We start from the raw sequence: 21919 nt of genomic DNA, 5'->3' as shown, positions 1-21919 counted from the left end.
CCTTGGAAATTGCCCGGTTCCTTCCGATAAGGCGTCAATTGAAGAGCGAGCGCCGATCACCCTTTCGTGTGCTTTTCACCAAAGACCTCAAGGGGCGTGGAAGCCGCGCCGACAAAGGATGCGTGAGTACCCTTGCGCACACCATGATGACCGCCGCCCGCCCCGTGGAGACCGGCCTCACGGCTCCGGGCGGACTGGACCGCTACCCCTACGCGGAGGCTCCTGTCGCCGACCGCGTCGGGCCTCCCGCCTGGGACGGCGCCGACACGGAGCTGGGCCGGGTGGGCCGGCGGACGGCCGGCAGTCGCGGCCGAGGACTGCACGGCCAACTCGTCCAGCAGCTCGGCCAGATGATCGTCTCCGGCGACCTGGGTGCCGACCGGCCGCTCGTACCCGAGGAGATCGGTCAGCGCTTCGAGGTCTCCCGCACCGTCGTGCGCGAGTCGCTCCGCGTCCTCGAGGCCAAGGGCCTCGTCAGCGCCCGTCCGAACGTCGGCACCCGCGTCCGCCCGGTCAGCGACTGGAACCTGCTCGATCCGGACATCATCGAATGGCGCGCCTTCGGCCCGCAGCGCGAGGACCAGCGCCGGGAGCTCAGCGAGCTGCGCTGGACGATCGAGCCGCTGGCGGCGCGCCTGGCCGCCGGCCACGGCCGTGAGGACGTCCGGCAGCGCGTCGGTGACATGGTCGAGATCATGGGCCACGCCTTCGCCCAGGGTGACGCGATCACCTTCTCCCGCGCCGACGCCGAGTTCCACAGCCTGCTGATCCAGCTCGCGGGCAACCGGATGCTCGAGCACCTCTCCGGCATTGTCACCGCGGCCCTCCAGGTCTCCGGCTCCCCGGCGATCAGCTGCGACCGCCCCAGCGAGCCCTGTCTCGCCCACCACGCGCGCATCGTCGACGCCCTGGCTGCCGGCGACGGACCGGCCGCCGAGGCCGCCATGCGCCAACTGCTGACGGTGCAGCCCGAGGTGGAGCGGGTCGTCCCCGCGCCGCGCGAGCACTGACAGATCCCACAGCGCGTTGATCCTCGCGTACGCGGCGTGTGCCGCCGGGCCCCAGGGACCGCCTTGAGGGCCCGGCGCGCCGACAGCGCTCGCAGCGGCGGCCGACGGCGTACCGGAAAGCGCCGGTGCCGGCGTACGGGAAACGCCGGTGCCGCACCCCCAGGAACGGGGGATTCGGCGGCGCGATAGGGGGTGACCTCCCGGTCTGGGGGTATTTGGATGCATACGGGGTGTGACTCGGGACACGTGAATTGGGCGTAACGCTCCTCGATGCCCTGCGATGACCTAAGAGGTGACAGCCGAGGAGGGAATACAGCCGCCGTTCACGGCGCTGTGCACCTCCGAGGTTCAGCCCGCGTCGTCGGCACATCCCCAGCCGACGGTCGTCGGCTCCGGCCCGATCATGGGCGGGGCCGGAAGCCGTTTCCATCGTTCCGAGAGGTTGTTCGTGTCGGCCAGCACATCCCGTACGCTCCCGCCGGAGATCGCCGAGTCCGAGTCTGTGATGGCGCTCATCGAGCGGGGAAAGGCTGATGGGCAGATCGCCGGCGATGACGTGCGTCGGGCCTTCGAGGCTGACCAGATTCCGCCAACCCAGTGGAAGAATGTTCTGCGCAGCCTCAATCAGATCCTCGAGGAAGAGGGTGTGACGCTGATGGTCAGTGCAGCGGAGTCGCCGAAGCGCACCCGCAAGAGCGTCGCAGCGAAGAGCCCGGCAAAGCGCACCGCCACCAAGACCGTCACGGCCAAGCCGACCGTGACGAAGTCCGTCGCGGCCGCCGCGGCTCCGGCGGCCCAGAGCGCGGACGCGCCGGCCGACGAGGCCGGTACCCCTGCCAAGAAGGCGGCAGCCAAGAAGACCGCCGCCAAGAAGACGGCGGTGAAGAAGACCGCCGCCAAGAAGACCGTCGCCAAGAAGACCACGGCAAAGAAGGACGCCGACGAGGTCATCGAGGGCGAGGAGCTGCTCGAGGACGTCGCGCCCGGCAAGGGCGAGGACGAGGAGGCCGAGGGCGAGAACAAGGGCTTCGTGCTCTCGGACGAGGACGAGGACGACGCGCCGGCGCAGCAGGTCGCCGTCGCCGGTGCCACCGCCGACCCGGTCAAGGACTACCTGAAGCAGATCGGCAAGGTCCCGCTCCTCAACGCCGAGCAGGAGGTCGAGCTCGCCAAGCGCATCGAGGCCGGTCTGTTCGCCGAGGACAAGCTGGCGAACTCCGACAAGCTGGCCCCGAAGCTCAAGCGCGAGCTGGAGATCATCGCCGAGGACGGCCGCCGCGCCAAGAACCACCTGCTGGAGGCCAACCTCCGTCTCGTGGTCTCCCTGGCCAAGCGCTACACCGGCCGCGGCATGCTCTTCCTGGACCTGATCCAGGAGGGCAACCTGGGTCTGATCCGCGCGGTCGAGAAGTTCGACTACACCAAGGGCTACAAGTTCTCCACGTACGCCACCTGGTGGATCCGTCAGGCGATCACCCGCGCCATGGCCGACCAGGCCCGCACCATCCGTATCCCGGTGCACATGGTCGAGGTCATCAACAAGCTCGCGCGCGTCCAGCGCCAGATGCTCCAGGACCTGGGCCGTGAGCCCACCCCGGAGGAGCTGGCCAAGGAGCTCGACATGACCCCCGAGAAGGTCATCGAGGTCCAGAAGTACGGCCGCGAGCCCATCTCGCTGCACACCCCGCTGGGCGAGGACGGCGACAGTGAGTTCGGTGACCTGATCGAGGACTCCGAGGCGGTCGTGCCGGCCGACGCGGTCAGCTTCACGCTCCTGCAGGAGCAGCTGCACTCGGTGCTCGACACACTGTCCGAGCGCGAGGCCGGCGTGGTCTCCATGCGCTTCGGTCTGACCGACGGCCAGCCGAAGACGCTGGACGAGATCGGCAAGGTCTACGGCGTGACCCGTGAGCGGATCCGTCAGATCGAGTCCAAGACCATGTCCAAGCTGCGCCACCCGTCGCGCTCCCAGGTGCTGCGCGACTACCTCGACTGAGGTCAGGCGGTCGCACGAAGCGGAGGGCCCGGTCATCCCCGAAAGGGAACCGGGCCCTCCGGCATGTCCGGCGAGTCCACGCCTCGGGGGTGCGGGCCGCGGCGCGCTGGCCGACTCTGGGTGAAGCTGGATCACCGGAGAGTCAGGAGACCGCATGCGTCGTCGCATCAGCCGGAAGCGGACCGCGGCCGTGGCCGCCATCGTGGCCACGGCCGTCCTGCCGCTCAGTACGCCCGCTCCCGCCGCCGCAGACAGCGTCGTCGTCGGAGGACAGCCGGTACGTGCCTCCGACAGTCCCTGGGCCGTGGCCCTCTCCAGCCGTGACCGGTTCGGGGGTACGCGCGCGGGGCAGTTCTGCGGCGGTGTGGTCGTCGCGCCCACCAAAGTGGTGACCGCCGCCCACTGCCTGGGGGCCACGGTGCTCGGCACGGACGTGAAGGAGTTGAGCGACCTCAAGGTCATCGCGGGCCGCACGGAGCTGCGGGAGGCGGGAGGCCGGGAGATTCCGGTGACCGGGGCGTGGATCAGCCCCGCGTACGACGCCGATACGCAGTCCGGCGACCTGGCCGTGCTCACGCTGGCGAGCGCGCTGCCGCGTTCGTACGTCATCAAGGCGGCCCGGCGCGGCGACCCGGCCTACCGGCCGGGGACGAGCGCGGCCGTGTACGGCTGGGGCGACACAACGGGCGGCGGCTCGTACGCGTACACGCTGCGCTCGGCGAACGTGCGGGTGCTGCCGGACGAGGTGTGTGAACGGGCGTACCCGGCGCAGGCGGGGGGTGGGGGCTACCTGCGCGCCACGATGCTGTGCGCCGGACATCCCGAGGGCGGCCGGGACGCGTGCCAGGGGGACAGCGGAGGGCCGCTGGTCGCGCGCGGGCGGCTCATCGGTCTGGTGTCCTGGGGCAGCGGCTGCGGGGAGGCGGGCAGTCCGGGGGTGTATACGCGCGTCTCAGCCGTCCTGCCGACGCTCTGAGGCTCCCTCTCCGCCCGGTCGGCCGGTGGGGCGTACGTACGGGGTGGCCTGCGGCGTCAGGCGGTCGGCGGACGCGCGAGGAGCTGCCGGATCTCGGTGACCGAGGGGTGTCTGCCCGCTGCCGCCCAAGCGGATGTGAGGCCGCCCCAGGCCCCTCACCGGCTGGTCCCCTGCCGCGTTCGGACTGCAGGCGTTCGGACGGCAACCCGACACAGGCGGCCGGCCGGGCCTGCCACGTGGACCGGGTGCTCAGGCGCCGTGCGCGCCCCACGGCGGTGGCCGGTCGAGGTGTCGCTACGGCGTGCGGCCGTCCCGCGACGGTATGAGAACGGGCGACCGCCCCCGCTGGCGGGGGCGGTCGCCCGTCGGCCGGTCCGGGACCAGCCCCTGGCTCGTCGTGGATGCGAGGGTCAGCGGTCCTCTTCGACTGCGTTCGGCACGGTGGTGAGCCGGTCCGTCTCATCCTGTATTTCCGCGGCGATCTTCTTGAGTTCCGGCTCGAACTTGCGCCCGTGGTGGGCGCAGAAGAGCAGTTCACCACCGCTGGTCAGCACGACGCGCAGATATGCCTGGGCGCCACAGCGGTCGCAGCGGTCGGCGGCCGTCAGCGGGCTCGCGGGGGTCAGAACAGTAGTCACGTCGCCTCTTCTCTAGCTCGACGAGCTGTCGTACCAGGGTCAACATCCAACCAGGCCGAAAACGTTCCCGCTCGTGGCTTTTCCCTGAAAGTTTTTCCAAGGAGGCTGTCTGCTGCCGGTTGGCGGCGAATGAGCCGTATTGCTGTGCTCTACGGGTTTCGCGTTGCTTGTCTCGTTCAGTCTCGTTCAGCCCTCCCGGCTGGCTGCCGGTTGTTCATGAGGACGTGCCCGGAGCCTAAATGGTTCATGCCTGGAAGGGAACGTGATGTCCACGTCACTCCATCGAGGGATCGAACACCCTTGCGACTCTGGACTAGCATGAGTTTTCACGTGGGTGGCGTGACAACGGCTCTACCAGGCCTCTGTACCCTCTGACCCGGTGACAGAAGCCGGGCCTCTACCCCCACAGGCCACTTTCCATATTCAGCGAGGAGCGAACCGCGTGACCGCCGAGACGTCCGTGCCGTCCAGTGCGCTGCTGACCGCAGACCGTGACGGTTCCAACTACACCGCGCGGCACCTGCTCGTCCTTGAGGGGCTCGAGGCGGTTCGCAAGCGGCCCGGCATGTACATCGGGTCCACCGACAGCCGCGGCCTGATGCACTGCCTCTGGGAGATCATCGACAACTCCGTCGACGAGGCTCTCGGCGGGTACTGTGATCACATCGAGGTCATCCTCCACGAGGACGGCTCGGTGGAGGTCCGGGACAACGGGCGCGGCATCCCCGTCGACGTCGAGCCCAAGACCGGCCTCTCCGGCGTCGAGGTCGTCATGACCAAGCTGCACGCCGGCGGCAAGTTCGGCGGCGGTTCGTACGCCGCGTCCGGCGGTCTGCACGGCGTGGGCGCCTCCGTGGTGAACGCGCTGTCGGCCCGGCTCGACGTCGAGGTCGACCGCAGCAGCTCCACGCACGCCATCAGCTTCCGCCGCGGCGTCCCCGGGATCTTCACCGAGTCGGGTCCCGACGCCCCGTTCGACCCCGGCAACGGGCTGCGCAAGACCAAGCGCGTGCCGAAGACCCGCACCGGCACCCGCGTGCGGTACTGGGCGGACCGCCAGATCTTCCTCAAGGACGCCAAGCTCTCCCTGGAGCACCTGCACCAGCGCGCCCGCCAGACCGCCTTCCTGGTGCCCGGCCTCACCATCGTCGTCCGGGACGAGCGCGACCTCGACGGCGAGGGCAAGAGCGAGGAGACGTTCCGTTTCGACGGGGGCATCAGCGAGTTCTGCGAGTACCTGGCGCAGGACAAGGCCGTCTGCGACGTGCTGCGGCTCACCGGCCAGGGCACCTTCAAGGAGACCGTGCCCGTCCTGGACGAGCGCGGCCACATGACCCCCACCGAGGTCACCCGTGAGCTCGGCGTCGACGTCGCCCTGCGCTGGGGGACGGGGTACGACTCCACGATCAAGTCGTTCGTGAACATCATCGCCACCCCCAAGGGCGGCACCCATGTCACCGGCTTCGAGCGCGCGATCACCAAGACCGTGAACGAGGTGCTGCGCTCCAGCAAGCTGCTGCGCGTCGCCGAGGACGACATCGTCAAGGACGACGCCCTGGAGGGCCTCACCGCCGTGGTGACGGTGCGGCTCGCCGAGCCGCAGTTCGAGGGCCAGACCAAGGAGGTCCTCGGTACGTCGGCGGCGAACCGCATCGTCGCGAACGTGGTCGCCAAGGAGCTCAAGGCGTTCCTGACCTCCACCAAGCGCGACGCCAAGGCCCAGGCCCGCGCGGTGCTGGAGAAGGCCGTCGCCGCCGCTCGTACGCGGATCGCGGCCCGTCAGCACAAGGAGGCGCAGCGCCGCAAGACGGCACTGGAGTCCTCGTCGCTGCCTGCCAAACTGGCCGACTGCCGCAGCGACGACGTCGAGCGCAGCGAGCTCTTCATCGTCGAGGGGGACTCCGCGCTCGGCACGGCCAAGCTCGCCCGGAACAGTGAGTTCCAGGCGCTGCTGCCGATCCGCGGAAAGATTCTCAACGTCCAGAAGTCGTCCGTCTCGGACATGCTGAAGAACGCCGAGTGCGGTGCGATCATCCAGGTCATAGGAGCGGGGTCCGGCCGGACCTTCGACATCGACGCCGCCCGGTACGGCAAGATCGTCCTGCTCGTGGACGCCGATGTCGACGGCGCGCACATCCGCTGCCTGCTGCTGACGCTCTTCCAGCGCTACATGCGGCCGATGGTCGAGGCGGGCCGTGTCTTCGCCGCCGTACCGCCGCTGCACCGCATCGAGCTCATCCAGCCCAAGAAGGGCCAGGACAAGTACGTGTACACGTACTCGGACAACGAGCTGCGGCAGACGCTGCTGGAGTTCCAGCGCAAGGGCGTCCGGTTCAAGGACTCCATCCAGCGCTACAAGGGCCTCGGTGAGATGGACGCCGACCAGCTCGCGGAGACCACGATGGACCCGAGGCACCGCACCCTGCGCCGGATCAACATCGGTGACCTGGAATCCGCGGAGCAGGTCTTCGACCTGCTGATGGGCAACGACGTGGCGCCGCGCAAGGAGTTCATCACCAGCTCCGCCGCGACCCTGGACCGTTCCCGCATCGACGCCTGATCCGTCTCCCCGATGTCCCGTCTCCCCGATGCCCCGGTTCCCCATGGCGGGCGGAGCCGGGACATCCGGGTGTGACGTCACCTGATGGGGTGAAGAGCAGCGAGAGAAGAGTCCGGGATGTCCCCGGTCTGACCATCCTTGTGAACGCGGCCGAAACGGTTCGCCGACAAGGAGAGTTGACCGGTGGAGAACAGGGAAGGACTCGATTCCGCCCCCGTGCGGATCGATGACCCGTGGTACGACGCACTGGCCTCCGGCTGGGGCGAGGTGGACGGTACGGCCGCGCAGGCGGCCGTGGTGCCCGGCCCCGCCCCCTCGGCGCAGGCGCAGGCGCAGCGCAGCGCGGCCGACATCTACCTGGAGGTGCAGCGCAGCGCCGCCTTCCAGGAGGTACGCGGCCGGTACCGGCGCTTCGTCGGGCCGGCCGTCCTGGCCTTCCTCGCCTGGTACCTGGCCTATGTCGTGGCGGCGACCACGGCGCCCGGGCTGATGGCCCGCCCGGTGGCCGGGGCGGTCAACGTGGCGATGGTCGCGGGACTCGGGCAGTTCCTCACCACGTTCGGGCTCACCTGGGCGTACGTACGCCACGCCCGGTTGCACCGTGACCGCGCGGCGCTCGATCTGCGGTGGGACACCCAGGAGTTGACGCGAGGGGTGGTCGAGCGTTGACCGGAGACCACCAGGTCCTCGCGCTGTTGCTGTTCAGCGCGTTCATCGTGGGCACCCTGGCGATCACGACATGGGTGAGCCGTCACCGACATGGATCCGCCGAGGAGTTCTGCGCCGGAGGGCGGCTGTTCTCGCCCATGGAGAACGGCTTCGCGATCGCCGGTGACTACATGTCCGCCGCGTCCTTCCTGGGGATCTCCGGCCTGATCGCGCTCTTCGGCTACGACGGGATGCTGTACTCGGTCGGGTTCCTGGTGGCCTGGCTGGTGGTGCTGTTCCTGGTCGCCGAACTCGTACGCAACTGCGGCCGGTTCACGCTCGCCGACGTGATCGCGGCGCGGATGCGTGAGCGGCCGGTGAGGATCGCGTCGGGAACTTCCTCGGTCACCGTGTCCGTTCTCTATCTGGTGGCGCAGATGGTGGGGGCCGGCAGCCTGGTCGCGCTGCTGCTGGGCGGTACGAGCGGAGCCGCACGCTCCTGGACCGTGATCGGCGTGGGCGCGCTGATGGTGATCTATGTGTCGTTGGGAGGGATGCGAGCCACCACCTGGATCCAGATCGTCAAAGCCGTGCTGCTCATGGCGGGCGCGCTCGCGCTCACCGTGCTCGTCCTGGTGCGTTTCCACGGCGACGTCAACCACCTGCTCACCACCGCCGCCGAACGCAGCGGCCACGGCCGGGACTTCCTGGCACCCGGACTCAAGTACGGCGGAGACTGGATCGCGCGTCTGGACTTCATCAGCCTCGGCCTCGCCCTGGTCCTCGGCACCGCCGGGCTGCCGCACATCCTGTCCCGCTTCTACACCGTGCCGACGGCCCGGGCCGCCCGCCGCTCGGTCGTCTGGGCGATCGGGCTCATCGGCAGCTTCTACCTGATGACGATCGTCCTGGGCTTCGGCGCCGCCGCGATCCTCGGCACGGCGGAGGTCCGCGCGTCCAACGCCGCGGGCAACACGGCCGTGCCGCTCCTCGCCCTCGACCTGGGCGGCGGTGCGGGCTCGACCGGGGGAGCGGTGCTGTTCGCCGTGGTCGCCGCGGTGGCCTTCGCGACGATCCTGGCCGTCGTCGCGGGCATCACGCTGGCCTCGTCGGTGTCCGTCGCGCACGACCTGTACGCCTCGCTGAAGCGGCCGGGAACGAAGCGGTACGGAGAGGTCGCGGTGGCGCGCGTCGCGGCCGTCGGTGTGGGCGCGGTCGCGATCGGTCTCGGGCTGCTGGCCCGGGACCTGAACGTGGCCTTCCTGGTCGGGCTCGCCTTCGCGGTCGCCGCCTCCGCGAACCTGCCGGTGCTGCTGTACACCCTGTTCTGGCGGAAGTTCACCACGCGCGGGGCGGTCTGGTCGGTGTACGGAGGGCTCGTCCCGTCCGTGCTGCTGGTGGTGCTCTCACCCGTCGTGTCAGGCAGCCCCGAAGCGCTCTTCCCGGGCATGGACTTCCAGCTCTTCCCGCTCCAGAACCCCGGCTTGGTCTCCATCCCGCTGGGCTTCCTCGCCGGCTGGCTCGGTACGGTCACCTCGCCGGAGCCGCCGGACGAGGCCCGGCACGCCGAGACGGAGGTACGGGCGCTGACGGGCGCGGGCGCGGTGTAGGCGGCCTACGAGGACGCCCATGTGTAGCGGTGCTCCGGGCGGCCGGTCTCGCCGTACCGCAAGGTCAGACGCACCCGGCCCGCCCGCTCCAGGAGCTTCAGATACCGCTGGGCGGTCTGCCGGCTCACCCCCGCCCGTTCCGCGATCTCCTGCGCGGACAGCGGGCCGTCGGCGGAGAGCAGCACCTGGCGTACGAGCTCGGCGGTGGTGGGGGAGTGGCCCTTGGGCAGATCGGGCGCTCCCGAACCCACCGACAGGGCGCCGAAGATCCGGTCGACCTCCGCCTGCTCTGCCTCGCCGCCGCCGTCGAGCGTGCGCCGCAGCGCCGCGTACGCCTCCAGCTTGGGGCGCAGGCCCGCGAAGTTGAACGGCTTCACCAGGTACTGGAGCGCGCCGTGGCGCTGAGCCGCCTGGACGGTGGCCACGTCCCGGGCCGCCGTCACCATGATCACGTCGGTCTGGTGCCCGCGTCGGCGCAGCTCCCGCACGACCGCGAGGCCGTTCTCGTCCGGCAGGTAGTGGTCGAGCAGGATCAGATCGACCGGAGACTCCTCGACCCGGGCGAGCGCCTCCGCAGCGGTATGAGCGAGCGCGACGACTTCGAAGCCCGGCACCTTGGCCACGTACGCGGCGTTGATCTCCGCGACCCGGGTGTCGTCGTCCACGACGAGCACGCCGATCACCGCGCCCCTCCCGGGCCTGTCGGCCGCTCCGTCGCGGGGTGTGGCCGGGCCGCTTCGCCGAGCCGTCCCTGGGCCGTGTCGGCGGGGCGGGCCCGGGTCGCCTGGGCGGGACGAGCCCGTGTTTCTTCGGCGGGCTGGGCGGTGCTCCCTTCGGCGGGCCGTGCGGTGGTCCCTTCCGCGCCGTGTGCCCGAGACCCTTCACCGGGGTTCGCTCGGGCCCCTTCGCCAGGTTGCGCTCCGGCGGCGACGGGCGGCTGCTCCGGGGTCTCCGGCTGCGCCGTTCCCGTCACCCGCTCACGCCGTGCGCGCGGCTCGGGCGCCACGGGCACGGCCGTCCCGGGTGCGGCCCTTCCCGGGCGGCCGGGGACCACGGCCGGGCCTCCAGCGGCCCGTGATGCCCCCTCAGCGCCCGCGTGGCCGAGCGGCTGTGCCCCGGCGGGTGCCACCGGTCCTCGGGCGCCCGCCGGGCCGGTGGCTGGCTCCTGCGCCGTCGGCTCCTCCGTGCTCTCCCGACTCCCGGTGGCCGGGGCGCGGTCCGTCAGGGCCTCCGGGAGGACGACGGTGAATTCCGCCCCGCCGCCGAGGGCCGCCGACACGACGGCGGTGCCGCCCTGGCGCTCCGCCAGGCGGCGCACCATGGCCAGGCCCAGTCCACGGCGGCCCCCGTGCGCGGGGAGGTCCTTGGTGGACCAGCCTTCCGTGAAGACCAGCTCCCGCCGCTCGGGCGGCACGCCCGGCCCGCTGTCGGTGACCCGGAGGACCGCCGTACGGCCCTCCGCACGCAGCTCGACCTCGACGAGCGGCTGCTCCGACCCCGCCGCCGCGTCGACCGCGTTGTCGACGAGGTTGCCGACGACCGTCACCAGCTCGCGCGGGTCGACCAGCCGGTCGGGCAGCAGTGTGCCGGGCGCCAGGCGCAGCGAGACGCCACGCTCCGCCGCCACGGTGGCCTTCCCCACGAGCAGCGCGGCCAGCAGCGGGTCCTGCACCTTCTCCGTGACCTGCTCGGCCGTCGCCCGGTGCACGCCCACCACCTCGGTGACGAACTCCATCGCCTCCTCGTACATCTCCAGCTCCAGCAGCCCCAGCAGCGTATGCATCCGGTTGGCGTGCTCATGATCCTGGGCGCGCAGTGCGTCGATGAGACCGCGGGTGGAGTCCAACTCGCGCCCCAGCCGCTCCAGCTCCGTCCGGTCGCGCAGGGTGGCGACCGCGCCTCCGTCGTCCGTCGGCATCCGGTTGGCGATCAGCACCCGCTGCCCGCGTACGGCCACGAGGTCCTCGCCGGTGACCCGCCCGGTCAGCACCTCGGTCGTGCGGCCTTCGCCGAGCGCCTCCTCCAACGGCCGGCCCGTGGCCTCGGGCCCCACGTCCAGCAGCCGCTGCGCCTCGTCGTTCATCAGCCGGATCCGCCCCGCCCGGTCCAGGGCCACGACACCCTCACGGATGCCGTGCAGCATCGCCTCGCGCTCGGCGAGCAGCGCCGAGATGTCCGAGAAGGCCAGGTCGTGGGTCTGGCGCTGGAGACGCCGGGAGATCAGGTACGCGGCCAGCGCCCCGACGGCCAGGGCTCCGCCCGCGTACGCCAGCAGTCCCGGGATCGCGGCCAGCAGCCGCGCGCGGACGCTGTCGTACTCGATGCCGACCGACACCGCGCCGACGATCTCGCCCGCCGCGTCCCGCAGCGGAACCTTTCCGCGCGCGGAGCGCCCGAGCGTCCCGCTGTCGATCTCCATCACGTCCTTGCCCGCGAGGGCCTCGCTCGGGTCCGTGGAGACGACCTCGCCGATCTGGTCGGGGTCGGTGTGCGACCACCGCACACCGCGCCGGTCCATGATCACGACGTACTCGGCGCCGGTGGCCGTCCTGATCCGCTCGGCCTCCGCCTGTACGGGCCCGGTGGCGCTCGGCGGCGTGCTGGTGAGCTCCTCGGCGACCTCGCTCGACGCGGTCGTCTCGGCGATCGCCAGGGCGCGCCGCATCGCCTGGTCGTCGAGCTGGGCACTCAGCGGCGCCAGGAACAGCCCGGTGGCCAGCACCGTCACGCCCACGACGATGGCCAGCTGCATCAGCAGGACCTGCGAGAACACCCGTTGCGGCCAGCCGAACCGCCGACGCCGCGCCGCCGACCCGCGCGCGGGCGGCGCGGCGGCCGAGGGCGACGAAGGCGTGGCGGGGCTCATGGCAGGAACCGTAGACGGAGCCCCGCCCGTAACGAAATGTCCGGCGTCACTCCGTCCCCGGCCCCTGGCGCCGGTCCGGTTCCGGCATCGCTCCGGCCCAGGCCCAGGCGCCTCGCGCTGATCCGGCTCCGGCTCAGGCCCCGGCCCCGGCTCCGGCCCCGGCTCAGGCCCCGGCCTCGGCTCAGGCCCCGGCCTCGGCCCCTGGCGCCGATCCGGCTCCGGCATCGCCCAGACCCAGGCCCAGGCCCCGGCCTCGGCGCCCCGCTCCGGTGCCTCCCGCCCCGGCGCATTTCACCCCGGTGCCTCCCGCCCCGGCGTCGGCGTCACGGCGCCCCGCCCCGGCGCCCCGCCCCGGCGTCACGGCGGCTTCGGTGCCGAGCGGAGCCCGCCTATCCTGGGGGCCGCAAGCCGCCGGACGCGGAGCCGACCGAGAAGGGTGCCCCTTGAGCAGCGTGCAGCAGATCCCCGTCGTCGTCCTCGCGGGCTTCCTCGGGTCGGGAAAGACGACCTTGCTCAACCATCTGCTCCGTAGCGCCAGAGGCACCCGCATCGGCGTCATGGTCAACGACTTCGGCTCCATCGAGATCGACGCCATGACCGTCGCCGGACAGGTCGGTTCGACCGTCTCCCTCGGCAACGGCTGCCTGTGCTGCGCCGTCGACGCGAGTGAGCTCGACACCTACCTGGAGACGCTCACCCGGCCCTCCTCCCGCCTCGACGTCATCGTCATCGAGGCGAGCGGCCTCGCCGAGCCGCAGGAACTGGTGCGGATGATCCTCGCCAGCGACAACGAGCGCGTCGTGTACGGCGGGCTCGTCGAGGTCGTCGACGCCGCCGAGTTCGACGCCACCCGGGGACGGCACCCCGAGACGGACCGCCACCTGGCCATCGCGGACCTCGTCGTCGTCAACAAGGCCGACCGTGTCCACCCGGACGAGCTACGGCGCGTCCACGCGGCCGTCGCCGACCTCGCCGACCGGGCCGCGGTGATCGACGCCGCGTACGGCAGGGTCGACCCCGAGCTCCTCTTCGACCGCGCGGCCCGCACCGACGACGGCGGACCCCGCCAGCTGACCTTCGAGGACCTGGATCTGTACGTCGTCCAGGACGCCCACCCGCACGCGGCGTACGACACCGTCTCCTTCACCGCCGAGGAGCCGATGCACCCCCGCCGACTGCTGGACTTCCTGGACTCCCGCCCCGAGGGCCTCTACCGCATCAAGGGCTTCGTCGACTTCGGCGCCCTCGACCCCGCCAACCGCTACACCCTGCACGCGGTCGGCCGCTTCCTCCGCTTCTACCCCGAGCCCTGGCCGCACGGCGGACAGCGCCTCACCCAGCTCGTCCTCATCGGCTCCGGCACGGACGGAGACGCCCTGCACAAGGCCCTGGACGGATGCCGGGTGACCGGCCCGCAGGACGTCCCGGAGGAGCACAGCATGTGGGGCGTCCTGCGCTACGTGCCCGAGCCTGCGGGCGGGGCCGTCGAAGAGGCTTCATAAGATCGGCCGACGGGCTGCTGCCCGAGGACGGCTGGGTCGCCACGGCCGCGGCGTACGACTAGGGGAGGGCCGTCAACCTCGCCCGTTAGGGCCTCTCCGCCCGCTATTGCGACCCGCAGGAGGCGGAGCAGACGATCGTCCACGCGGGCGCGCCGGCGAAGGCCGCGTACTCCTCCTGGGAAGGCTTTCTCGGCGGGCTACACGCTCGGAAGGGTGCTGCGCTTCGACGGCGAGGAGTACGGCGAGGAGTACGGCGACTTCTACGCGAGCGCCCTTGCCGCCCACCGGTTGCTGACCGGCGACGAGGGCAGCCCCTGGCGGAACATCCCCTGGCGGTGACGGCCACCGGCGCGCCCGCTCTCCGGCCCGCCCGCTCTCGGGGCGCGCCCACCCCTCGGCGGGCGCGCCCCCGAGCGCGTCCGTTACGACGCCGGTCCCGCCAGCACCTCCACCTGCTTCGGCAGCGGCGTGCCCGAGCCGTCCCGGCGCGGGTCGATCTCCGGAAGGTCCACCGGGGTGCCGTTCTTCTGCGCCGCGCGGGCCGGGGCCGCGCCGGCCCAGGCCAGGACCAGCACGTCCTCGCCCTTCAGGAACCGCTGGCAGCGCACGCCGCCCGTCGCGCGGCCCTTGCGCGGGTACTGGTCGAACGGCGTCAGCTTCACCGAGGTGGCCGCCTTCGGGTCCAGCGCACCCGACGAACCGGCGGCCGTGAACACCACGGCGTCCTCGGCCGGGTCGACCGCGGTGAACGAGAGCACCTCGGCGCCCGCCGACAGCTTGATACCGGCCATACCGCCCGCCGGACGGCCCTGCGGCCGCACCGCCGAGGCCGGGAACCGCAGCAGCTGGGCGTCGGAGGTGATGAAGACCAGGTCCTCCTCGCCCGTGCGCAGCTCGGCCGCGCCGACGATCCGGTCACCCTCCTTCAGACCGATGACCTCCAACTCGTCCTTGTTCGCCGGATAGTCCGGCACCACGCGCTTGACCACGCCCTGGAGCGTGCCGATGGCGAGGCCCGGCGAGGACTCGTCGAGGGTCGTCAGGCACATCACCGCCTCGTCCTTCTCCAGCGTCAGGAACTCCGACACCTGCGCCCCGCCCGAGAGGTTCGGTGCGGACGCCGTGTCCGGCAGCTGCGGAAGGTCGATCACCGACAGCCGCAGCAGCCGCCCGGTGGACGTCACCACGCCGATCTCGCCGCGCTGCGTCGCGGGCACCGCCGAGACGATCACGTCGTGCTTGGTGCGCTTGCCGCCACTGTCCGGCAGCGGCTCGCCGCTCGCCGTACGGGCCAGCAGACCGGTCGACGACAGCAGCACCCGGCACGGGTCGTCCGCGACCTCCAGGGAGGCCGCCGCGACCGGCGCGCCCGCCGACTCCAGCAGCACGGTGCGCCGCTCCGTACCGAACTTCTTGGCCACCGCCGCCAGTTCCGAGGAGACCAGCTTGCGCAGCTCGGCATCCGACTCGAGGATCCGGGTCAGCTCCTCGATCTCGCTGTTCAGCCGGTCGCGCTCGCTCTCCAGCTCGATCCGGTCGAACTTGGTGAGCCGGCGCAGCGGGGTGTCCAGGATGTACTGCGTCTGGATCTCGCTCAGGGAGAAGCGCTCGATCAGCCGCTCCTTGGCCTGCGCCGAGTTGTCGCTCGACCGGATGACACGGATGACCTCGTCGATGTCGAGCAGCGCCACCAGCAGGCCCTCGACCAGGTGCAGTCGGTCCCGCTTCTTGGTGCGCCGGAACTCGCTGCGCCGCCGGACCACCTCGAAGCGGTGGTCCAGGTAGACCTCCAGCAGCTCCTTCAGACCCAGGGTGAGCGGCTGCCCGTCGACCAGGGCCACGTTGTTGATGCCGAAGGACTCCTCCATCGGCGTCAGCTTGTACAACTGCTCCAGGACGGCCTCCGGGATGAAGCCGTTCTTGACCTCGATGACCAGCCGCAGCCCGTGCTCGCGGTCGGTCAGGTCCTTGACGTCGGCGATGCCCTGCAGCTTCTTGGCCGCCACCAGGTCCTTGATCTTCGCGATCACCTTCTCCGGGCCGACCGCGAAGGGCAGTTCGGTCACGACGAGGCCCTTGCGGCGCGCCGTCACGTTCTCCACGGTCACCGTGGCACGGATCTTGAAGGAGCCGCGGCCCGACTCGTACGCGTCCTTGATGCCGGACAGGCCCACGATCCGGCCACCCGTGGGCAGGTCCGGACCCGGCACGTACCGCATCAGGGTCTCCAGGTCGGCGCCCGGGTGCTTGATCAGATGCCGGGCGGCGGCGATGACCTCGCCCAGGTTGTGCGGGGGCATATTGGTCGCCATGCCGACCGCGATCCCGGACGCGCCGTTCACCAGCAGGTTCGGGAAAGCGGCGGGCAGCGCCACCGGCTCCCGCTCCTGCCCGTCGTAGTTCGGGTTGAAGTCGACGGTGTCCTCGTCGATCGACTCCGTCATCAGCGACGTCGCGTCGGCCATCCGGCACTCGGTGTACCGCATGGCGGCCGGCGGGTCGTCGTTGCCGAGCGAGCCGAAGTTGCCGTGCCCGTCCACCAGTGGCAGGCGCATCGAGAACGGCTGCGCCATGCGCACCAGGGCGTCGTAGATGGACGCGTCACCGTGCGGGTGGAGCTTGCCCATCACCTCACCGACGACCCGGGCGCACTTCACGAAGCCGCGCTCGGGCCGCAGGCCCATCTCGTTCATCTGGTACACGATGCGGCGGTGCACCGGCTTCATGCCGTCGCGGGCGTCCGGCAGGGCCCGGGAGTAGATCACCGAGTACGCGTACTCGAGGAAGGAGCCCTGCATTTCGTCGACGACGTCGATGTCGAGGATCTTCTCCTCGAAGTCGTCGGGCTGCGCGGTCTTCGTGCTGCGGCGGGCCATCGCGGCTGCGGCTCCTTCACCAACAAGGTTGATCTGACGCCGACCATTGTGGACCGTCCCACTGACAACGCCGACCGCGACCCGGAAGAGGGACGGCAGCGGGATCCGGGAACTTCGCCAGGTGTCGGTCCGCTTGCATACAGTGGCAGGACGTCCACAGCGGTCCGCGGCAGGTCGCAGCAGCCGCATACAGTGGCAGCCTTCCGCAGCGGCCCGCAGCTGGACTTTTACCCATAGCTCCACATAGCGATCGAAGGGACGTACATGCCCATGGGTCACACGGCCACAGCCCAGGCCGGCTCCGGCGGCCTGACAGCGACCGAGCACCGCCTGGCCAACGGCCTGCGCGTGGTGCTCTCCGAGGACCACCTGACCCCGGTCGCCGCGGTCTGCCTCTGGTACGACGTGGGCTCACGCCACGAGGTCAAGGGCCGCACCGGCCTCGCCCACCTCTTCGAGCACCTGATGTTCCAGGGCTCGAAGCAGGTCCAGGGCAATGGCCACTTCGAGCTGGTGCAGGGCGCCGGCGGCTCCCTGAACGGCACGACCAGCTTCGAGCGCACCAACTACTTCGAGACCATGCCCGCCCACCAGCTGGAGCTGGCGCTGTGGCTGGAAGCAGACCGGATGGGCTCCCTGCTCGCCGCGCTCGACGACGAGTCCATGGAGAACCAGCGGGACGTCGTCAAGAACGAGCGCCGCCAGCGGTACGACAACGTTCCGTACGGCACCGCCTTCGAGAAGCTGACCGCCCTCGCCTACCCGGAGGGCCACCCTTACCACCACACCCCGATCGGCTCCATGGCCGACCTGGACGCCGCCACCCTCGAGGACGCGCGGAACTTCTTCCGTACGTACTACGCGCCGAACAACGCCGTCCTGTCGGTCGTCGGCGACATCGACCCCGAGCAGACGCTGGCGTGGATCGAGAAGTACTTCGGCTCCATCCCGCCGCACGACGGCAAGCAGCCGCCGCGCGACGGGACGCTGCCCGAGATCATCGGCGAGCAGCTGCGCGAGGTCGTCGAGGAGGAGGTTCCGGCCCGCGCCCTGATGGCCGCCTACCGCCTGCCGCACGACGGCACCCGCGAGTGCGACGCCGCCGACATCGCCCTCACCGTCCTGGGCGGCGGCGAGTCGTCGAGGCTCCACAACCGCCTGGTGCGCCGCGACCGCACGGCCGTGGCGGCCGGCTTCGGCCTGCTGCGCCTGGCCGGGGCGCCCTCGCTCGGATGGCTGGACGTCAAGACGTCCGGCGGCGTCGAGGTGCCCGACATCGAGGCCGCCGTCGACGACGAGCTGGCCCGGTTCGCCGCCGAGGGCCCCACCCCGGAGGAGATGGAGCGCGCCCAGGCCCAGCTTGAGCGCGAGTGGCTGGACCGGCTCGGCACGGTCGCCGGCCGCGCCGACGAACTGTGTCGGTACGCCGTCCTGTTCGGCGACCCGCAGCTCGCCCTGACCGCCGTCCAGCGCGTCCTGGACGTCACCGCCGAGGAGGTGCAGGCGGTCGCCAAGGCCCGCCTCCGCCCCGACAACCGGGCGGTGCTGGTCTACGAACCCGTCAGCACCGACCACAGCGACCAGGCAGAAGAGGGGGCCGACCAGTGAGCGACGCCGCTGTGTCCCTGACGTCCATGGAGTTCCACCCGCAGCCCCGCCCCGGGACCGCCAAGCCGTGGGCCTTCCCCGCCCCCGACCGCGGCACGCTCGGCAACGGCCTGACCGTGCTGCGCTGCCACCGTCCCGGCCAGCAGGTCGTGGCCGTCGAGATCTTCCTCGCCGCCCCGCTGGAGGCCGAGCCCGAGGGCCTCGACGGCGTCGCCACGATCATGGCGCGGGCCCTGTCCGAGGGCACCGACAAGCACTCGGCCGAGGAGTTCGCCGCCGAACTGGAGCGCTGCGGCGCCACCCTCGACGCACACGCCGACCACCCCGGCGTACGGGTCTCCCTCGAGGTCCCGGTCTCCCGGCTCGGCAAGGCCCTCGGGCTGGTCGCCGAAGCGCTGCGGGCCCCCGCCTTCGCCGACAGCGAGGTCGAGCGCCTCGTCCGCAACCGGCTCGACGAGATCCCGCACGAGATCGCCAACCCGGCCCGCCGTGCCGCCATGCAGCTGTCCAAGGAGCTGTTCCCGGCCACCTCCCGGATGTCGCGTCCCCGCCAGGGCTCGGAGGAGACCGTCGCCCGGATCGACGCCGCGGCCGTACGCGCCTTCTACGAGGCCCACATCCGCCCCGCCACCGCCACCGCGGTCGTCGTCGGCGACTTCACCGGTGTCGACCTCGACGCGGTGCTCGCGGACACCATCGGCGCCTGGACCGGCGACAGCGCCGAGCCCCGCCCCGTACCCCCCGTGACGGCCGACGACACCGGCCGCGTCGTCATCGTCGACCGCCCCGGCGCCGTACAGACGCAGCTGCTCATCGGACGGATCGGCCCCGACCGGCACGACCGCGTCTGGCCGGCCCAGGTGCTCGGCACCTACTGCCTGGGCGGCACCCTCACCTCCCGCCTGGACAAGGTCCTGCGCGAGGAGAAGGGCTACACCTACGGCGTACGGGCGTTCGGTCAGGTGCTGCGCTCCGGCCCGGAGGGCGGCGCGGCCATGCTCGCCATCAGCGGCTCGGTGGACACGCCCCACACGGGTCCGGCGCTCGACGACCTGTGGAAGGTGCTGCGCACCCTCGCCGCCGAGGGCCTGACCGACGCGGAGCGCGAGACGGCCGTCCAGAACCTGGTGGGTGTCGCCCCGCTCAAGTACGAGACGGCCGCCTCCGTCGCGGGCACCCTCGCCGACCAGGTCGAGCAGCACCTCCCGGACGACTTCCAGGCCCAGTTGTACGCCCGGCTCGCCGAGACGGGCACCGTGGAGGCCACCGCGGCGGTCGTCAGCGCCTTCCCGGTGGACCGTCTGGTGACGGTCCTCGTCGGCGACGCGGCTCAGATCAAGGAGCCCGTCGAGGCGCTCGGGATCGGCGAAGTGACGGTTGTCACCGGCTGATTGACACGGGCCTTCCCGCGAACCGGTTCAGGACCCCGGCATCACCCGATGCCGGGGTCCAGTCATATGTCCGATTTGTTGCGGAGGTTCGGTGTCTGCCCTGTGGCGTGCGCTACAAAAAACCGTGTCTGTTTGGTGATTGAAAGATCGGCCGCTTAGCGTCTGATGCGCTGCCCGACCGGTACCCGCCGCACCCGCGGCACCGGGCAGCGATCGCCGAGTCCCCATCAGGCGCGAGCCTGGGGAGCCGGGGACCCACGAAGTCCCTGGGGTGAATCGGACGCCTTCGCACCCGTGCGGAGGGGCCCGTAGGAGACCTTCCTGCTCCGAACCCGTCAGCTAACCCGGTAGGCGAGAAGGAAGGAAAGGACCAGCCACTTCATGGCGTTCACCCGTGCCACCGGGAAGCACCGTGCCCCGAGCCGCCTGAGCCGTAAGAGCGCACACGTCGCCGGAGTCGCGGCCCTCGCCACCACCGGCGTCATCGGAACCCTCGCTTCCCCGGCGCTGGCCGCCGCCCCGGACGCCGCCCCCGGCTCGTTCGAGGACACCGGCCTCAACCAGGCGGTCATCACCGACACGCTCGCCGAGCAGGTCGACGCCCAGGCCGAGGCCCAGGAGCTGGAGGCCCAGGAGGCCGCCGCCAAGGCCGCCGCCCAGGCGAAGGCCGAGGCGGAGGCGAAGCGCAAGGCCGAGGCCCGGGTGAAGGCCGCCCGCGATGCCAAGGAGCGCGCCGACCGCGAGGCCGAGCGCCAGCGGCTGAACGCCTTCCAGCTGCCGATCGCGGGCACCTACGTCAGCACCGGCTACCAGACCGGTGGCGCCATGTGGTCCTCCGGCAGCCACACCGGTATCGACTTCCACGCCGCCTCGGGCTCGCGTGTGGTCTCCGTGGGCGCGGGCACCGTCGTCGAGGCGGGCTGGGGCGGCGCGTACGGCAACAACGTGGTGATCAAGATGAACGACGGCACGTACACCCAGTACGGCCACCTGTCGTCGGTCAACGTCTCGGTCGGCCAGAGCGTGATGCCGGGCCAGCAGATAGGCCTCTCCGGCTCGACCGGCAACTCGTCCGGCCCGCACCTCCACTTCGAGGCCCGTACGAGCGCCGAGTACGGCTCGGACATCGACCCCATCGCGTACCTGCGCTCGCACGGCGTCAACGTCTGACCCCTTCCGCTGTTCGGTGAAGGCCCTGGTTCGGGATGCGAACCGGGGCCTTCGTCATCCCACGGCATCCGGCGGGGGCTTCTGGCCAAAAAGAACTCCATGGAATCCTGGTGGCTATCGGAAATTCCGGCCCTCTGCAATAGAGTCACTCGACAGGCGTCAATCGGCTGAGTTTCGCGCGGATCAAGTTGGGGGTTCTGGTATGCGCATTCCAGCGCACTCGGTATGCACGGCGATCCGCGACGACATCGTCACCGGCGTGTTCGAGCGCGGCAGCCGGCTCACCGAGGAGCAGCTGGCCCGCCGTTACGGCGTCTCCCGTGTTCCGGTCCGCGAGGCGCTGCGCACCCTGGAGTCGGAGGGCTTCGTCACCACCCGCCGCCATGTCGGCGCGTGCGTCGCCGAGCCCACCGAGCAGGAGGCGGCCGACCTGCTGGAGATGCGAACGCTGCTGGAGCCGCTGGGCGCCGCGCGCGCGGCCCAGCGCCGCACCGAGGCGCACCTGAAGGTGCTGCGCGGCCTGGTCAGGCTCGGCCAGGAACGGGCCCGTCGAGGCCAGGGGGAGGACCTCCGCTCGCTGGGCGCCTGGTTCCACGAGACGCTCGCCCAGGCGGCCGGCAGCGCGGCGCTGACGGCGCTGCTGACCCAGCTCCGGCACAAGATCGCCTGGATGTACGCCGTCGAACAGCCCGCCCGGCCGATGGAGGCGTGGGCCGAGTACGGCGCGATCGTGGACGCCGTGGCCCGCGGCGACGCCGAACGCGCCCGCGCCCTCACCGCCCTCCACGTCGAGCGCACCGTGACCGCGCACCGGCTGCGCCGCCCGGAGCGGCCGGGCCGGTCGGAGCGGTCGGGCGGCCGGGTTGTGAGGACTTCGCAACATCGCGTAAACACCGCGAGCGCCCGCAATTAACAGCGGCACCGTATACAAAGGCAGGGGAATTCTCGGCGGTAATTTCCCCTGCCCGAAAATGACGCGTGCCGTAAAAGAGGGACGCCTCACCCCGAAAATCGGGTGGGGCCCGGAATCGGAAAGTCTCCGCCGTGCTCGGCCGCGGAGAATGCCCG

The 21919-nt window shown here is 71.2% G+C and carries 16 protein-coding genes, 1 pseudogene and 1 riboswitch; of the genes and pseudogenes, 12 read left to right on the top strand and 5 right to left on the bottom strand.

Annotated features, from left to right (window positions below):
* Positions 1–122 precede the first annotated feature (122 nt).
* Positions 123–1010: a FadR/GntR family transcriptional regulator gene (locus tag ABT360_RS07235; RefSeq protein ID WP_351812035.1), complete on the top strand. Its 888-nt coding sequence runs from the start codon at positions 123–125 to the stop codon at positions 1008–1010.
* A 348-nt stretch (positions 1011–1358) separates the two neighbouring features.
* On the opposite strand, the gene ABT360_RS07230 is transcribed toward ABT360_RS07235, so the two are convergent.
* Entirely contained in the window at positions 1359–1526 is a 168-nt protein-coding gene (locus tag ABT360_RS07230; RefSeq protein ID WP_179166852.1) for a hypothetical protein, read from the bottom strand.
* Here ABT360_RS07230 and ABT360_RS07225 point away from each other — a divergent pair.
* Positions 1459–3006, top strand: a complete 1548-nt coding sequence (locus ABT360_RS07225) for an RNA polymerase sigma factor (RefSeq protein ID WP_351812032.1) — start codon at positions 1459–1461, stop codon at positions 3004–3006. The two genes, ABT360_RS07230 and ABT360_RS07225, sit on opposite strands and share 68 nt — an antisense overlap.
* 154 nt (positions 3007–3160) lie before the next feature.
* On the top strand, positions 3161–3982 hold the full coding sequence (locus ABT360_RS07220) for a serine protease (protein ID WP_351812029.1): 822 nt from the start codon (positions 3161–3163) through the stop codon (positions 3980–3982).
* A gap of 410 nt (positions 3983–4392) precedes the next feature.
* Here the strand turns inward: ABT360_RS07220 and ABT360_RS07215 are convergent, their stop codons facing one another.
* Positions 4393–4620, bottom strand: coding sequence for a DUF7455 domain-containing protein (locus ABT360_RS07215; protein WP_073755413.1), 228 nt, complete (start codon positions 4618–4620; stop codon positions 4393–4395).
* Positions 4621–5062: 442 nt separating this feature from the next.
* On the opposite strand from ABT360_RS07215, the gene ABT360_RS07210 reads away from it, so the two are divergent.
* The 3 genes from ABT360_RS07210 to ABT360_RS07200 all read left to right on the top strand — a co-directional run bounded on the left by ABT360_RS07210 (position 5063) and on the right by ABT360_RS07200 (position 9438).
* Positions 5063–7180 carry a DNA gyrase/topoisomerase IV subunit B gene (locus tag ABT360_RS07210; RefSeq protein ID WP_351812025.1) on the top strand — a complete coding sequence of 706 codons (2118 nt, stop codon included), beginning with the start codon at positions 5063–5065 and terminating at the stop codon, positions 7178–7180.
* Positions 7181–7363: 183 nt separating this feature from the next.
* Complete coding sequence (locus tag ABT360_RS07205) at positions 7364–7849, top strand: DUF485 domain-containing protein (protein WP_351812023.1); 486 nt, start codon at positions 7364–7366, stop codon at positions 7847–7849.
* The gene (locus ABT360_RS07200) at positions 7846–9438 is read left to right on the top strand and encodes a solute symporter family protein (RefSeq protein ID WP_351812020.1); all 1593 of its coding nucleotides are present in this window, start codon (positions 7846–7848) and stop codon (positions 9436–9438) included. Before ABT360_RS07205 ends, ABT360_RS07200 begins: the two co-directional genes overlap by 4 nt.
* A 5-nt stretch (positions 9439–9443) precedes the next feature.
* On the opposite strand, the gene ABT360_RS07195 is transcribed toward ABT360_RS07200, so the two are convergent.
* Both ABT360_RS07195 and ABT360_RS07190 read right to left on the bottom strand, forming a co-directional pair.
* The gene (locus tag ABT360_RS07195) at positions 9444–10121 is read right to left on the bottom strand and encodes a DUF7342 family protein (protein ID WP_351812017.1); all 678 of its coding nucleotides are present in this window, start codon (positions 10119–10121) and stop codon (positions 9444–9446) included.
* A 470-nt stretch (positions 10122–10591) separates the two neighbouring features.
* Positions 10592–12304, bottom strand: a pseudogene (locus ABT360_RS07190) (sensor histidine kinase); the annotation flags it as partial.
* A gap of 452 nt (positions 12305–12756) precedes the next feature.
* Between ABT360_RS07190 and ABT360_RS07185 the strand changes: the two are divergent.
* The gene (locus ABT360_RS07185) at positions 12757–13806 is read left to right on the top strand and encodes a CobW family GTP-binding protein (RefSeq protein WP_351812177.1); all 1050 of its coding nucleotides are present in this window, start codon (positions 12757–12759) and stop codon (positions 13804–13806) included.
* Positions 13807–14019: 213 nt separating this feature from the next.
* Positions 14020–14145: a hypothetical protein gene (locus tag ABT360_RS35350; RefSeq protein WP_444852190.1), complete on the top strand. Its 126-nt coding sequence runs from the start codon at positions 14020–14022 to the stop codon at positions 14143–14145.
* Between the two features lie 83 nt (positions 14146–14228).
* On the opposite strand, the gene ABT360_RS07175 is transcribed toward ABT360_RS35350, so the two are convergent.
* Complete coding sequence (locus ABT360_RS07175) at positions 14229–16682, bottom strand: DNA gyrase/topoisomerase IV subunit A (protein ID WP_351812014.1); 2454 nt, start codon at positions 16680–16682, stop codon at positions 14229–14231.
* Between the two features lie 264 nt (positions 16683–16946).
* Here ABT360_RS07175 and ABT360_RS07170 point away from each other — a divergent pair, with 264 nt between their 5' ends.
* From ABT360_RS07170 to ABT360_RS07155, 4 genes are all read left to right on the top strand, one after another.
* On the top strand, positions 16947–18290 hold the full coding sequence (locus tag ABT360_RS07170) for a M16 family metallopeptidase (RefSeq protein ID WP_351812011.1): 1344 nt from the start codon (positions 16947–16949) through the stop codon (positions 18288–18290).
* The gene (locus ABT360_RS07165) at positions 18287–19681 is read left to right on the top strand and encodes a M16 family metallopeptidase (RefSeq protein WP_351812008.1); all 1395 of its coding nucleotides are present in this window, start codon (positions 18287–18289) and stop codon (positions 19679–19681) included. Before ABT360_RS07170 ends, ABT360_RS07165 begins: the two co-directional genes overlap by 4 nt.
* A gap of 204 nt (positions 19682–19885) precedes the next feature.
* Positions 19886–20049, top strand: a riboswitch (cyclic di-AMP (ydaO/yuaA leader).
* A 13-nt stretch (positions 20050–20062) separates the two neighbouring features.
* Positions 20063–20851, top strand: coding sequence for a M23 family metallopeptidase (locus tag ABT360_RS07160; RefSeq protein WP_351812005.1), 789 nt, complete (start codon positions 20063–20065; stop codon positions 20849–20851).
* A gap of 202 nt (positions 20852–21053) precedes the next feature.
* Positions 21054–21764, top strand: a complete 711-nt coding sequence (locus tag ABT360_RS07155; RefSeq protein ID WP_351812003.1) for a GntR family transcriptional regulator — start codon at positions 21054–21056, stop codon at positions 21762–21764.
* Positions 21765–21919: the final 155 nt, after the last annotated feature.

This window comes from Streptomyces sp. NPDC000229, from assembly GCF_040300825.1.
In the GTDB taxonomy this organism is placed as follows: domain Bacteria; phylum Actinomycetota; class Actinomycetes; order Streptomycetales; family Streptomycetaceae; genus Streptomyces.
This window is presented reverse-complemented; position numbering and strand designations above follow the sequence as displayed.

What these genes read in the sequence shown, in the direction of transcription:
- ABT360_RS07230 (WP_179166852.1), bottom strand. Translation starts at nt 1,526, where the DNA reads ATGAGCGCCATCACAGACTCGGACTCGGCGATCTCCGGCGGGAGCGTA.
- ABT360_RS07220 (WP_351812029.1), top strand. Translation starts at nt 3,161, where the DNA reads ATGCGTCGTCGCATCAGCCGGAAGCGGACCGCGGCCGTGGCCGCCATC.
- ABT360_RS07175 (WP_351812014.1), bottom strand. Translation starts at nt 16,682, where the DNA reads ATGGCCCGCCGCAGCACGAAGACCGCGCAGCCCGACGACTTCGAGGAG.
- ABT360_RS07170 (WP_351812011.1), top strand. Translation starts at nt 16,947, where the DNA reads ATGCCCATGGGTCACACGGCCACAGCCCAGGCCGGCTCCGGCGGCCTG.
- ABT360_RS07160 (WP_351812005.1), top strand. Translation starts at nt 20,063, where the DNA reads ATGGCGTTCACCCGTGCCACCGGGAAGCACCGTGCCCCGAGCCGCCTG.
- ABT360_RS07155 (WP_351812003.1), top strand. Translation starts at nt 21,054, where the DNA reads ATGCGCATTCCAGCGCACTCGGTATGCACGGCGATCCGCGACGACATC.